This window comes from Tychonema sp. LEGE 07196 (genome assembly GCF_963890365.1).
Lineage (GTDB): Bacteria > Cyanobacteriota > Cyanobacteriia > Cyanobacteriales > Microcoleaceae > Microcoleus.
This window is the reverse complement of record NZ_CAWPRX010000012.1, coordinates 14,261-28,789: the sequence shown is the minus strand read 5'-3', so window position 1 is coordinate 28,789 and position 14,529 is coordinate 14,261. Positions and strand designations below refer to the sequence as shown.

Annotated in this window: 11 protein-coding genes; 6 read left to right on the top strand and 5 right to left on the bottom strand. The window is 45.0% G+C overall.

Annotated elements, in window-relative coordinates; translation table 11 throughout:
• Together AACV78_RS01335 and AACV78_RS01330 are read left to right on the top strand one after the other, a co-directional pair.
• Positions 1–874: His/Gly/Thr/Pro-type tRNA ligase C-terminal domain-containing protein (locus AACV78_RS01335; protein WP_255513793.1), on the top strand; the 874-nt coding region annotated here is incomplete at its 5' end.
• A 185-nt stretch (positions 875–1,059) separates the two neighbouring features.
• The gene (locus AACV78_RS01330; RefSeq protein WP_194011073.1) at positions 1,060–4,029 is read left to right on the top strand and encodes an adenylate/guanylate cyclase domain-containing protein; all 2,970 of its coding nucleotides are present in this window, start codon (positions 1,060–1,062) and stop codon (positions 4,027–4,029) included.
• A gap of 156 nt (positions 4,030–4,185) precedes the next feature.
• On the opposite strand, the gene rpmB is transcribed toward AACV78_RS01330, so the two are convergent.
• The 4 genes from rpmB to rppA form a co-directional block, all read right to left on the bottom strand.
• Positions 4,186–4,422, bottom strand: coding sequence for a 50S ribosomal protein L28 (gene rpmB, locus AACV78_RS01325; protein ID WP_194011072.1), 237 nt, complete (start codon positions 4,420–4,422; stop codon positions 4,186–4,188).
• Positions 4,423–4,618: 196 nt separating this feature from the next.
• On the bottom strand, positions 4,619–6,607 hold the full coding sequence (gene htpG / locus AACV78_RS01320) for a molecular chaperone HtpG (RefSeq protein ID WP_194011071.1): 1,989 nt from the start codon (positions 6,605–6,607) through the stop codon (positions 4,619–4,621).
• Positions 6,608–6,930: 323 nt separating this feature from the next.
• Positions 6,931–8,262 carry a two-component system sensor histidine kinase RppB gene (gene rppB / locus AACV78_RS01315; protein ID WP_194011070.1) on the bottom strand — a complete coding sequence of 444 codons (1,332 nt, stop codon included), beginning with the start codon at positions 8,260–8,262 and terminating at the stop codon, positions 6,931–6,933.
• A 113-nt stretch (positions 8,263–8,375) separates the two neighbouring features.
• Complete coding sequence (gene rppA / locus AACV78_RS01310) at positions 8,376–9,074, bottom strand: two-component system response regulator RppA (RefSeq protein WP_194011069.1); 699 nt, start codon at positions 9,072–9,074, stop codon at positions 8,376–8,378.
• Positions 9,075–9,280: 206 nt separating this feature from the next.
• Between rppA and AACV78_RS01305 the strand changes: the two genes are divergently transcribed.
• Entirely contained in the window at positions 9,281–10,285 is a 1,005-nt protein-coding gene (locus AACV78_RS01305; protein WP_194011068.1) for a multicopper oxidase domain-containing protein, read from the top strand.
• 162 nt (positions 10,286–10,447) lie between these two features.
• A complete protein-coding gene (locus tag AACV78_RS01300) occupies positions 10,448–11,473 on the top strand; it encodes a ComEA family DNA-binding protein (RefSeq protein ID WP_194011067.1) in 1,026 nt (341 codons plus the stop codon).
• Positions 11,474–11,531: 58 nt separating this feature from the next.
• Here AACV78_RS01300 and AACV78_RS01295 read toward each other — a convergent pair whose 3' ends face one another.
• Positions 11,532–11,774, bottom strand: coding sequence for a hypothetical protein (locus AACV78_RS01295; RefSeq protein WP_194011066.1), 243 nt, complete (start codon positions 11,772–11,774; stop codon positions 11,532–11,534).
• On the opposite strand from AACV78_RS01295, the gene AACV78_RS01290 reads away from it, so the two are divergent.
• Together AACV78_RS01290 and AACV78_RS01285 are read left to right on the top strand one after the other, a co-directional pair.
• Complete coding sequence (locus AACV78_RS01290; protein WP_194011065.1) at positions 11,749–12,705, top strand: FTR1 family iron permease; 957 nt, start codon at positions 11,749–11,751, stop codon at positions 12,703–12,705. The genes AACV78_RS01295 and AACV78_RS01290 overlap by 26 nt on opposite strands.
• Positions 12,706–12,786: 81 nt before the next feature.
• Positions 12,787–14,259, top strand: a complete 1,473-nt coding sequence (locus AACV78_RS01285; protein ID WP_194011064.1) for a sensor histidine kinase — start codon at positions 12,787–12,789, stop codon at positions 14,257–14,259.
• Positions 14,260–14,529: the final 270 nt, after the last annotated feature.

Below are 14,529 nucleotides of genomic sequence, written 5' to 3'. Positions count from 1 at the left end.
TGGTAAGGGGGGGCAACAAGACTCAATTCCCCCCCTTGGTAAGGGGGAGCAACAAGACTCAATTCCCCCCCTTGGTAAGGGGGAGCAACAAGACTCAATTCCCCCCCTTGGTAAGGGGGAGCAACAAGACTCAATTCCCCCCCTTGGTAAGGGGGGGCAAGGGGGGGTATCTCCCAAGTTTTTGCGTTTGGTCGATCGCACTGCTGTCGATCTAACCAACTTTGTCACTGGTTCTAACGAGACAGGATACCACGTTGTCGGGGCTAATTGGAACAAAGAATTTCCGCTACCAGCAACGGTTGTGGGTGTCAGAACGGCCAAAAAGGGCGATCGGGCAATGCACAATCCCGAACAAACCTTGCAAAGCGCCAGAGGTATCGAAGTCGGCCACATCTTCCAATTAGGAACCAAATACTCGCAAGCAATGGGGGCCACCTACACCAGCGAACAAGGGGAAGAAATGCCTTTAATTATGGGCTGCTACGGTGTCGGCGTGTCGCGGCTGGCTCAATCTGCCGTAGAACAATCCTACGACAAAGACGGGATCATCTGGCCAGTGGCGATCGCGCCCTATCACGCCATCATTAGCATCCCGAACATTTCCGACGCCCAACAAGTAGAAGTCGCCGAAAAACTCTACGCAGAACTCAATCAATCTGGCATTGAAACATTACTAGATGACCGAGACGAACGAGCCGGAGTTAAATTCAAAGATGCCGATTTAATCGGCATTCCCTATCGCATTGTTACAGGTCGTTCGCTGAAATCGGGTAAAGTTGAAATTGTGGAAAGAGCAACTCACAAATCCCATGAAATTCTTATTGAGGAAGTTAATGCTACTTTGAAACAGTGGATTGATGCCGCCATCAAATAAGTTGTTATAACAGTAAGGTGCGCGCCGCGCACCTTACATTAGCCCAAAACATCAGTTGTTATGCGTTTAAATTTTATGTCAAAAAACAATCAAATCATGAGTGCATAGCTTTGAGCTTTGCTTTGAATGTGCAGCTAGCAAGGTGCACAGCCTGCACCATAAATTAACGAGTAATAAGGTGCGATATGAATCTGAATCTAAGTCAGTTTCTTCGATTCCCTCAATCCCGAATTTGGCGCTACTTAGCCCAACTAACTGTCCTTGCTATCGCTTACGCATTGGGGGCGAGACTAGCATTTGCAATTCAAGGTGTCAATCCCTTTGCTGCCTCGGTGTGGCCCCCCGCAGGAATTGCACAAGCTGGACTTTTATTGTTTGGCAGAAAAGTCTGGCCTGCAATTGTTTTGGGTATATTTATACTCAATTTTGTTAACCCAACTGAACAGATATTTGCGGTTTGGCTGGGAGGAAACATTGGTGCTATTCTGCAAGCTGTTTTTGGAGCAACTGTGCTGCGGTGGCTGGGGTTTCGTCCCTCTCTAGAGCGTTTGAAAGATGTAGTTCATTTAATCTTGTTTGGCGGTCTAATTTCTACTCAAATTAGTTGTACTATCGGCGCGCTTTCCATATATTTGGCTGGGAAAGTAGATTTGTCAGCATATTGGTCGCTTCGGTGGAATTGGTGGTTGGGTGACGCAATGGGAGTTTTGATTTTGACTCCCTTAATCCTGATATTTTTTCGTCCTCAAGTAACCGCCGATCGTTTAAAACTACAAACACATCTTCCGAAAAATTATTTAATTTGGCGGGGAGTATGGTTGATATTATTAATTGGGGTGAGCTGGTTTGTATTTGAATCAAAAAATGACGCTTCTCTTTCTCGCTATCCCCTTGAATATTTGCCGTTTCCTTTGATAATTTGGGCAGCGCTCCAATTCGGTCAGCGGGCCGCTGTTCTGGCATCGTTAGTTGTCTCAAGTATCGCAATTTTAGGCAGTTCTAATGGAGGTGGCCCGTTTATAGCCAAAGCAGAAAATATTAATCAGGCTATTTTATTTTTACAAGCTTTTATGGCTGTAGTTACGATTACTTCGCTGTTATTGGCAGCGACGGTAGCCGAACGCGCAGCCGCCGAAAATTCTCTACGTGAAAGTGAAATAAAATATCGAGAATTGGTTGAGAATGCTAATAGTATTATTGTCAAATTAGAGCGAAACGGTAAAATTATTTTTTTTAATGAGTTTGCCGAAATATTGTTTGGCTACAATCAGGAAGAAATCCTGGGGAAAAATGCACTGGGAACAATTATTCCCCAAACCGACGAGGAAGGGAATAACTTAGAGTTGGTTTATAATGAAATTTTACAAAATCCCGATCGCTTTACTAACTATGAAAATGAGAATATCCGGCGTGACGGATCTCGCCTTTGGGTATCTTGGGCAAATAAACCGCTGTTTGATGCAGCGGGGGAACTCCAGGGTATCCTCTGCATCGGCACAGATATCACCGATCGCCGCAACGCCGAAATAGCCTTGCAAAAGTTGAATGAAAAGCTGGAAATACGAGTAGAAGAGCGGACAAATGCCCTGAAACAAAGCGAACTTCAGCTACAAAAACAGAAATCGGCATTAATTGATTTAGCCAAAAATAAAGCGCTGAATCAGGGCGATTTAACTAAAGCGGTTCAAGAAATAACTGAAACTGCTAGCCGTACTCTGGAAGTTGCGCGATCGAGTGTCTGGTTGTACGATCGCCCTAAATCTAAGATGGAGTGCTTGGATTTGTTCGATCGCACCGCCAACCAGCACTCAAAGGGTATGGAATTAGCAGAAGCAGACTATCCTGTTTATTTTAAAGCACTTCAAGAAGAACGAGCAATTGCGGCTTTTGACGCGCAAAAAGATTTCAGAACTAGAGAATTTGTGGAAGATTACCTAATTCCGTTGGGCATCACTTCCATGCTAGACACGCCGATTCAAATAGGCGGAAAAACAGCAGGAGTTCTCTGTTTGGAACAGGTAGGAATGCCCCGCAATTGGACTATTGAAGAACAAAGTTTCGCTGTTTCTCTAGCAGACTCTGTAACTTTTGCAGTAGAAGCGCGGGAACGCCAGCGGGCTGAAGCAGCGCTGCGGCAAGCTGAGGCCAAATACCGCAGCATTTTTGAAAATGCGATCGTCGGCATCTTTCAAACTACTCCCGACGGGGAATATCTCAGCGTCAATCCTGCTTTGATTCGCATTTATGGTTACAGTTCCTGCGAGGAGTTGATGGCAAATTTAACTGATATTAATCGCCAGCTATATGTGGATCAAGAACAGCGCGCTGAAGTCATAGATTTAATGCGAATTAACGGCAAAGTATCGGATTTAGAATCTCAAGTTTACCGTCAAGATGGCAGTATAATTTGGACAGCAGAAAATGCTTATACTGTCTGCGATATACATGGAAATTTGCTTTATTACGAAGGTACTGTTGAAGATATCACAACTCGCAAAGAAGCTGAGGCAGCTTTGCGCTTAGAACAAGAAAAATCCGATAGCCTCCTGCTCAACGTGTTACCACAAGCTATCGCCGAAAGACTCAAACAAGACCAAAGCATCATCGCCGATACTTTTGCCGAAGTAACAGTATTGTTTGCCGATATAGTCGGTTTTACCCAAATTAGTTCCCAAATTTCTCCGCCGGAATTAGTTTCCTTGCTTAACGACATTTTTTCCACCTTCGATCGCCTAGCCCAAAAGCACGGATTGGAAAAAATTAAGACCATTGGTGACGCTTATATGGTAGTTGGAGGGCTGCCCGTGCCCCGCAGCGATCATGCAGAGGCGATCGCCCAAATGGCCCTGGATATGCAGCAGGCAATTATTGATTTCAGCGATACCCAAAATCAAGATGTTAGCATCAGAATCGGCATCAACAGCGGCCCAGTTGTCGCGGGAGTCATCGGGATTAAAAAATTCATCTACGATTTGTGGGGAGATACCGTTAACACCGCTTCTCGCATGGAATCCCACGGCTTACCGGGCTGCATTCAAGTCACTTCTGCAACTTATGAACGATTGCGAGGAAAGTATGTATTTGAAAGTCGCGGCGCGATCGAAGTTAAAGGCAAAGGTGAAATGACTACTTATTTACTGAAATGCCGAAAATAGGTTTAATCAAGGTTTGTAATCGGGACTTTAGTTTTTTCTTTTCTGATTCGTGGAGAAAAAGTGAAGTTCTCACTAGGAAGGTTTTTTTGTAAAAGTAAGGGCGATCGCACTTTTAATTTTATACGATCGCCCTTTGCGCTCAATTAACAAGGTTATTTAAAGCTTGTAAAGGTTAATTCCAGCTTTCTTAGCCATAATTTCCAAACCCTTGTGTTCCAAGGTTTTAATTGCCTTCGTAGAAAGGTGCAATCTTACCCAGCGCTTTTCCTGCGGCCACCAAATCCGCTTCCACTGTAAATTTGCGTCTTGCAACTTGTGAGTGCGGTGGTGCGAGTGAGAAACCGCAAAACCGTTATTAGCCTTCTTCCCCGTTAACTGACATTTCCGTGACATATTGCCCTCCAGACTACTTGTTTGTGATGCAGCCTTTTATTATAGAGCAACTGCGGACTACCCCCCTAGCCCCCCTTGTGAAGGGGGGGACAAGAAAAACCCTCTAGCCTCGGTGGTGAAGGAGGTACAAGAAAACCGACTGTTTCCAACAGAGCAAACTCTAGCTCCCCCCTTAGCAAGGGGGGTTGGGGGGGTCTTACATTGCACGTTCAGTTAATTTTGTCAAGACATTGTTCGATCGCTCGACAAACTCTTTCATCCCCTCAGCATCGAAACCCTTCTGGGCCATCAAAGCCAAGTCATAAACGTGGTGACAAATCATACTCGCCAACTGCGCCGACGGAGACTCGCCACCGTCTTGAATAATCGCACCCTGACTCAAATTCGCCAGATTTTGAATCAGCGGGTGAGACGTATTCACCAGCAAAACGTGTTCTTCGGGGAATTCCGCTGCTTGCTGCTGTAACAGCGCCGTCATATCCCGCATCCGGCGCAAAGCTTCCGGTAAAAGGACGATCGCGGGTGGCGCACCCTCCGTAGAGTCAGACTTCAAAGCTTCGGTGCGGATGTTCACTTTCGGCTTGTTGAGAGCATTTTGGAACATTTCTTTAACTTGTTCGCTGCGAGTTTTATTCGTCGCCGGATCGACAATTTCCGCTTCTTTTTCTTTATCAATTAGCGTTTCGTCAATGTCCGAATCAACCCGCAAGAATTTAACATCAGAATATTCTCGTTCCAAGAAACTGATAAAGTGCGTGTCGATGAAAGAATCCATAAACAGCACTTCTAAACCTTGGCTTTTGTGCAGGGCGACGTAAGTTGCTTGAGACGCAGGTTCCGTACAGTAAAACACGCGATTTTCGTGACGTGTTTGATTGCGTTCCAAATACTCTTTCAGTGTCGTGTAAGGCAGTGTCGAAGCGGAACTATCCGATTTGGGAGTTACATCTTGCCACAAATCTCCGTCCTCTGTTTGCACCTGCACTTCTGGGGTTGTAGTTTCTGGCTTGTCCGCTGTTGGCTCGTAGGTGCTGCGGTAGATTAAGATATCTTCGACTTGCTTTTTGAACTTGTCATCGTTAAGAGCTCCAAACTTGACAAAAGTTCCGATATCTTGCCAGCAGCGGATGTATTCCGATCGGTCGTCGCGGTAAAGTTCCTTCAGGCGATCGCCTACTTTTTTCGCAATATAGTCAGCGATTCTCCGCACAGTGCGATTGCTTTGCAAAGAACTGCGAGAAACGTTCAGCGGAATGTCGGTACTGTCAATGACTCCCCGCAGCGGCATCAAGAATTTCGGGATAATTTCTTCGCAGTGATCGCTGACAAAAACCTGATTGCAGAATAGCTTAATATTGCCTTGGGTAACATCAACATCCGGCCGCAATTTGGGGAAGAAAAGAATGCCGTTGACAATAAAAGGATAATCTGTATTCAAGTGTACCCAAAGCAGCGGCTCGTCTTGGAACGGGTAAAGGTAGCGGTACAGTTCCAAGTAATCTTCTTTTTGCAAATTGCTGGCTGATTCCCGCCAGATTGCTTTGTGTTTGTTGAGTTCTTCTCCCTCAAATTTGATGGGAACAGGCATGAAATCGCAGTAGGTTTTGATTAACTGCTTAATGCGGCTGGCTTCTACATATTCGAGTTCTTCATCTTGGAGAGTCAGAGTAATTGTAGTACCGCGTTCGGTGCGGCTGGATTCTGATAGTTCAAAAGCGGGGGAACCGTCGCAAGACCAGTGTACTGCTTGGGAACCTTCTTTGTAGGAAAGAGTATCAATGTCTACTTTCTTGGCAACCATGAAAGAAGAGTAGAAACCGAGTCCGAAGTGACCGATAATTGCGTCGTCGCCGCTGCCTTGGTATTTTTGAATAAATTCTTCGGCGCTGGAAAAAGCGACTTGGTTGATGTATTTTTTAACTTCGTCGGCGGTCATGCCGATGCCGTTATCGGAAATTGAGAGGGTTTTGTTTTCTGTGTCGATCGCAATGTTGATTTGCGGTTCGCCAATGTCGCCGCTATATTCGCCGGAACGGGAAACCATTTTGAGTTTGGCAATGGCATCGACGGCGTTAGAAATTAGTTCCCGCAAGAAGACTTCGTGGTCGGTGTATAGCGACTTCTTGATAATCGGGAAAATATTCTCGGTATGGATAGAGATTGTTCCCTGTTCTAAAACTGTCATAGTTCTTCGCTAGGTATTTTTTAAGAGTCATTCGTCATTAGTCAGTAGTCAGTAGTCAGTAGTTATTTGTTAGTTGTTATTTGTTAGTTGTTATCAGTTATTAGTTATTAGTCAACTATCAACTAAGATGGCCCGCACGGGACACCGCCCCTACCAACTGACAACTGCCAACTATCAACTACCAACTGCCAATTGCCAACTATCAACTGCCAACTGACAACAGCCCACTGACTAATGACTATTTATTGATTTTGGGCGATCGCGCTATCTTCTGCAAAAGGGATTACCCTAAAAAGATGATTCGGTTTCCCTCACATAGTACCTTAGAAAGGCAACCGCAGGACAAAGGTGCTGCCGAAACCCACTTCGCTGCGGGCGCTGAGGCTGCCGCGGTGGGCCGTAACGATCGCCTGCGCGATCGCCAATCCGAGTCCCGATCCGCCGGTATGGCGCGATCGAGATCTGTTGACTCGGTAAAATCGATCGAATATGCGGGCTAAATCTGCCGCCGGTATCCCAATACCGGTATCTTGCACCTGAATTATCGCCTCCTGGTGAGTGCAATCTAAAACCGCTGTGACTTTTCCCCCAGGCGGAGTGTATTGAATGGCATTGACAATTAAATTCGTAACTAAACGGTAAAGTCGATCGGCATCTCCGACAACATTCAACGGCTGCTGTACGCGGATTTCGGATGTTAGCGCTACCTCGGAGGATTTCGCCAAAGCCGCCAATTCCTCGACTAAATCGTTCACCAAGTCATTCAAACAACAAAGCTGAGGGCGATCGGATCTCACCTGAGAGTCCATCCGCGCCAACAGCAACAAATCAGCCACTAACTGAGTCAATCGTCGGTTTTGGCGATCGATTGTTCGCAAAATTTCCCGCGCTTCTTTTTCATCCAACTCTGGCATCAACAGCGCCGATTCTACAGTTGCTTGAGATGCCGCTAGAGGAGTTCGCAATTCGTGGGCAGCATCCGCCGTAAACTGTTCGATTTGTCGGTAAGAATGATAAATCGGTTTCATCGCTAATCCGGCGAGCCACCAACTCGAAAAACCGACTAAAATCAGCGCTGTCGGCAATCCCAACTTCAAAATTAATTTGACTGCCATGAGATAATCCTTGAAGTCTTGCAAGCTGCGTCCAACTTGAAAATATCCCCAATCTTGCTGTGTTGTTGTGTGAAGCGATACAGATATTTGGTGATAAACATTGCCTTGAATATCAGCGATTTGTTGCCAGTGTTGCGAGTTAAATGTCGGCGGCAATGCTTCGGGATAAGCGCCTGCTGTAGCAATCAAATTCCCTGCATTGTCAAATAAACGAATATAATAATAACTTTGATTCAGCGCGCTTAAAATATGGCGGTTGGGAAACTGTTCTTTCCTGCCGTTAACTCCAATTACGCGGAGGTTTGGCAAAAGTTCATTGACGCTTGGTTCTAGTCGTCCGGGCTGCTGCAGCTTGATTTCTAGGCTGTCGTGCAGGGTCCCCGCTACCGATTCTAATTCGCGGTCAATGGCGATCCAGTGCGCGTGGGCGATCGCCTTATATACGCAAAATCCCAACAAGCTTAAAATCAAACCCATTACTGCGGCATAGGAAATGGCTAATTGCGATCGAGTTCGATTAAATAGTTTGTTTTGATTCACATTAAGTTCAATTAATTTTAATATTTAACAAGGTATCTTGTAAAGGCTGGTTAACTCCCAATTTTAGCAAAAAACAAACAAGCTCAAAAACCCGCCCCCACCAAACAATCAATTTATATCTTTCCCCTTTTGATCCGATATCCAACACCGTGGACAGTTTCAATTAAATTCGCGCAATCAACTGATTCGAGTTTGCGCCGCAGCAAGCGCACTTGAGCGGCTACTACATTGCTAAAAGAATCTGCGCTTGCTTCCCATATCTGATTCCTAATTTGGTCGGTAGTGACAATTTGGTTCGGATGCTTCATTAAATATTCTAGCAGTTGAAATTCTTTGTTAGTCAGCGAAATATTCTGATGTTTCCCGTGGGAATCGAGATGAAAAACAGTGCGACTTCCGCAATCTAAGGCTAGATTGCCGATTTGTAGCTGTTGGGGCTGAATTTGGGGCGATCGCCTTTGCAGGGCCCGCAACCTTGCTAACATTTCCGCCATCCCGAAGGGCTTGACTAAATAATCGTCAGCCCCCGCATCCAATCCCGCGACTTTATCTTCCATCCTGTCTTTTGCTGTCAGCATCAAAACTGGCAAAAAACAATTTTTTTCGCGCAATTTTTGCAGCAGTTCTATTCCCGATAATCCCGGAAGCAACCAGTCAAAAATAGCTAGAGTGTATTGCGTCCAATGACTCTCTAAATATTCCCAAGCTTCATTGCCGTCTTGCGCCCAATCAACTATATATTTTTCCTGCTTTAAGGTGCGTTCGATCGCTTTTCCTAAATCTGGCTCGTCTTCAACTAGCAAAACTCTCATAATATTAATTTACAGCAGTAAGTCTGTATACATTGTTAGCTGCCGCCAGCGCCTACCCCAACATATAAGTTGACACACTTAAATGAAATCATTATGAAATTTCTTGAGTTCGCATAAAAAAATAACAGTTGACATAAATTGACAATAAGCTAAAAATGTCTTATACTCGGATGCAGCTCAAATTTTGAGAATAATTATCAAGAAGTATGGCAGACTTATCCGATCGCTCCGTGATGAAAAAGCCGGGGCACTGGACTCGCCGCCAACTCCTACAGCTAGGAATAGCTGGTGCTGGGGTAGCGGGAGGCGCGATCGCACTGCAAAATTTCACCCAAAAGCGATCGGCTGCACCGAGAATACCGCCAATGGCTGCCGATCCAGTCCCAGCTAGCACGATCAATCCGATGCAAATTGCGCGGGATTTTGATTATGGCACGGTGACGCGGGAAAACGGGCGCACGGTGCGGGAATTTCGCCTGGAAGCGAACACATCGATCATCCAACTTAACAGCGCCGTTAGTTTCAACACTTGGAATGTGAACAATCGCGTACCCGGGCCGACATTGAGAGCAACTGAGGGCGATCGCATCCGGGTCATTTTTTCTAACAAAGCCGGACATTCTCATTCGCTGCACTTCCACGGCGTTCATCCCGTAGAAATGGACGGCGTTAAACCGATCCGAAACGGCTCTGCGTTTATCTATGAGTTCGACGCACTTCCCTATGGCGTGCATCTATATCACTGTCACATTGCCCCAGTGACCCGCCACATCGGTAAAGGACTTTATGGAATGTTCATTGTCGATCCGCCAAAACCTCGCCCACCAGCAGACGAAATCCTGCTAATCATGGGAGGTTACGACGTAAACGACAACGAAAAGAACGAGCTTTACGCTTTTAACGGAATACCCAATTATTACATGAACAACCCGATCCAGATTTACAAAAATCAGCTTGTCCGGCTGTATGTAATGAACATGATTGAGTATGAATCGGCCGTGACTTTTCACCTGCACGCCAATTTTTTTGACGTATATCGCACGGGCATGACTTTAACTCCCAGCGAGAAAACAGATGTCATTACAATGGGAGTAGCTGAACGACATATTTTAGAATTTAGCTACAGCTACGCCGGAAAATATATGTTTCATCCCCATCAAGATGCGATCGCCGAAGCAGGCTGCATGGGTTTATTTGAAGTCATCGCTTAACCCAAATCGCGATCGATATGCGCCGATTTTAGTTAAGAAAATCTTAAATTATCTACCAAAATTTATCCTAAATAGGTAGAATCATTAACTCGCAAATAATTAAGAAACTTTCTTGATAACAGGCGAGTCAAACTGCACCTAACCCAAAAATCATCAACTGCCATGTTACCATCCTTTCGCCAATTACCGACAGCCGCTGCTACAGCCATCCTCGTTGCTTTGACTGGTTGCGTTTCCACCCCCACCAACACCGGCAGCACCGCCTCACCCACCCCCACTGCTACTACCGCAGCAACAAGCGGCCACAGCATGAATCACGGAGGCAAACCCGGCATTAACATTAATACCGCCATTCTTTCGGAGTTAGATAAACTAGAAGCCAAGTTAGGAATCCCGGCACTTTCTAACAAAATTCAAGCCAGCCGCCCCTACGGAAAAACCGAAGAATTGGTTTCTAAAAATGTCATTAATCAAGCCCAATTTGACCAAATTAAAGACATGGTAACTATTGAAGATGTTGTCCTCACAGGGGAAGCCAAAGATGTAGATTACATGACTAAACTCGGCTTGATGAAAGGGCATCTTTTGGTAGCAAAAGAACTCTTGGATGCAGGCAAAGTAGACCAAGCAGAACCGCACATCGGTCACCCGGTAGAAGAAATTTATGCCGATGTGGAAGACCAACTAAACGAGCGAAAAGTTCCCGAATTTAAGACAACTTTAATTAAATTGCAGGATTTAATTAAAGCGGGTGCAAAAGATCCGGCGGAAGTAAATGCAGAATTTAACACATCAATGCAAGCTGTAGATGGAGCAATTGCCGCCCTTCCCGAAGCGCAGCGCCAAGATCCGAAATTCGTGCTGCAAGTGATTAACGGCTTGCTAGATACAGCTAATTCCGAATACGGAGCGGCAGTTGCTAACGGCAAAATTTCCGCAGTTATTGAATACCAAGATTCGCGGGGTTTCGTCATGTACGCGGAAACCCTGTACCAAAATATTGCCGCTCAAGTGGCTAAAACTAACCCGGATATCGACAAAGCAATTGTTGCTAACATGACTGAACTTAAGGCAAATTGGCCAACTGCGATCGCGCCGCCAGCCCCGGTAAAAACCACCGAACAAGTGGCCGTGCTCATTAAGGCGATCGAAAACGACAGCCAAAAAGTTCTCAAACCCGCCTCTTAAAAACGGTTTGTAGTGCGGACTGGAGTCCGCACTACAAACCTTTCAAAGATTATCGAAATTAAGTAAGTCTTTTTTCTTCTTCCTTAAGTCGCCGGATAACTAAAGCCTTCTTCCCTCTTCCTTCTTCCTTCTTTCCTCTTCCCTCGGACTTCTTCCCTCGGACTTCTTCCGACGGACTTACATCCGTTACATCCGTTACATCCGTTACATCCGTTACATCCCGTACATTGCTCGTTGCCGAACTTCCTTCTTCCTTATTCCTTCTAATTAAAAAAATGAATTTCAGCGAAGCATTACCCACATTTGTAATTACCCTCCGCGAAGGAGTCGAAGCCGCCTTAGTTGTCGGAATCGTTCTAGCTTGCCTCAAAAAATCGGGACAAAGTTATTTAAGTCCTTGGGTTTATGGCGGTGTCGTCGTCGGACTTATTGCCAGCGCTTTGATAGGTGTACTGTTTGGCTGGACAATTCAAATTTTGTCCGCATCCAATCAACCCTTTGCACCAATTATGGAATCTCTGCTAGAGGCAAGTTTTGGAGTTTTAGCAATAGCAATGCTGAGCTGGATGCTGCTCTGGATGACCAAGCAAGCGCGATTTATGAAAGCCGAAGTCGAAGGCGCAGTAAGTGCTGCCTTAACGGACAAATCTCATGCAGGTTGGGGCGTATTTAGTTTAATTTTGATTGCCGTTTTGCGCGAAGGATTTGAAACAGTTTTGTTTGTCGTCGCTAAATTTCAACAAGGCATTCTTCCAGCCATCGGCGCTTTGGGAGGAATACTTTCAGCCGCCGGAATTGGCGTGCTGCTGTTTAAATGGGGAGTAAAAATTAATATCCGCCTGTTTTTTAAGTATATGGGCATTTTATTGCTCTTTATTGTAGCGGGTTTAGTAGTATCAACTCTGGGACTTTTTGACAGCGCGGTGAATATTTTATCGCAAGCCAATCGCGAGTCAGCAGGGATGTGTTTCTATTACGAAAGATTTGTCAAAGAACACTCTTGCATTCTCGGGCCGATGGTGTGGAATACCTCGAAAGTGCTTCCCCAAGAAAAGTTTCCCGGCTTGTTGCTGAGCGCGATGTTTGGCTACACGGACAAACTTTATTTGGTGCAGGGCTTTGCTTATTTCGTCTTTTTAATCACCGTGGGCGGGATTTATCTCCAAAGTTTGAGCGGTAGAGTGTTTTTTCCAATCAAATCAAAAAACAGCACTAACGAAATAGGAAATTAAGTCCAAACAACAGGGTGCATCTATCTAGCAACTTAAAATTAGTGAGATTTAAACCCAATTCAAATTAACTAAGGATTGTTTATGGTTGACTTAGCAATTGCTACGGTTTCAGCAAAATCTGGAATTTTTAATTCGGAATGGCTGCAAGTTATCATCGTAATTTCCTATTATGCAATTCCCACAATGCTGGTTTACTCGCTTTACAAAGGGCGAGATATCCCGTTTCAGTGGATGTTTCTGGTATTCGGAGCATTCTTCGTCGCCTGCGGTACAATTCACGTAATCCAAACATGGTATCTGTGGTTTCCTGAATCTTTAATCTCACAATTCATGAAAGCGATTACGGCTTTCGTCGCTGGGAGTTCAGTGTTGTTGCTGTTAACATTGATGCCGTTTGCACTGGCACTTCCCAGCCCAGCAAGGCTAGAAGCCGCAAATTTAGCATTAGAAAATGAGATTGCAGAACGCCGGAAAGCCGAGACAGCACTGGCTGAACTAGCCGAAGTATTGGAACAGCGAGTGCAAGCAAGAACTGGCAAACTTTCCCGAGCAAATAATTATTTAATTAAAGAAGTTCAAGAGCGAAAAAAAGCTAAAAAAGCTCTGCAACAATCTGAAGCAGAATTGAGAATAAAAGCCCGAGAATTAGAGCGAGCTTTGCAAAAACTTCAGGAAAGTCAAGCTCAATTAGTACATACCGAAAAATTATCAGCTTTGGGTGAATTGACAGCAGGAATTGCCCACGAAATTAACAACCCCATCAACTTTATTGATGCGAACATCGCCTACGCCCGCAATTATGTTGAAGATTTGTTGCGTTTGGTCAACATCTACGGCCAACATTATCCGAATCCGGTAGAAGAAATTCAGGAGGAAATTCAGACTGTAGAATTAGATTTTCTCCGCGAAGATTTGCCCAAACTAATTACTTCAATGAAGGTAGGAACTGACAGAATTTGCGCGATTGTTTCGTCGATGCGTAATTTTTCGCGTTTAGATAAAGATGGCATGAGTGTGGCTTCGATTCACGAAGGAATCGACAGCACTCTGTTAATTCTCCAGCACCGAATGAAAGCGAACGGCAAACTTCCGGGTATCGAATTGATTAAAGATTACGGGGATTTGCCGCTGGTAGAATGTTATGCAGGGCAATTAAATCAGGTGTTTATGAATATTATCAGCAATGCCATTGATGTTTTGCGAGACAGTTCTAATGCGGGTGTTTTGAATGGTCGCAGAAGCTGTCCTACAATTGAGATTAGCACAAAAGTCGCGGAGGGCGATCGGGCGATCGTCCGCATTTCCGACAACGGCGCTGGAATGACTGAAGAAGTCAAGGCTAAAATATTTAATCACTTTTTTACCACGAAACCCGCCGGTAAAGGAACGGGTTTAGGGTTATCAATTAGCTGCGAGATTGTTCGAGAAAAGCACTGTGGCAGCTTGGAGTGCCTTTCGAGAGTTGGAGAAGGTACTGAGTTTGTAATTTCGCTACCAATCAGGCAGCAGAAGTCTGAAACTAGCAGGTTATTGGCAATGCAGGAAGCAGTTTGAATTTGATCTTTTTAACGGCAGGTAGCCCAACGGGCGGCACTGTTGGTATTAGCAAACAGGTCAAATTCGCTATTAAAGAAGGGTTTCAACCCCTGTCTAATAGCAAAAGTCCTTGGCGGTCTTTCTGGCTTAAGTTAACACTAGCTGGGCGGGAGGTTCGTGCTACAATAAACGGGAATTTTGACTTTTGTAAAATGAGAGGAAAGCACAAAATCTTTGAATAAGGTGAGGAATATTAGCATTTTGCATGGCTCCTCCTCCAATAGTAAT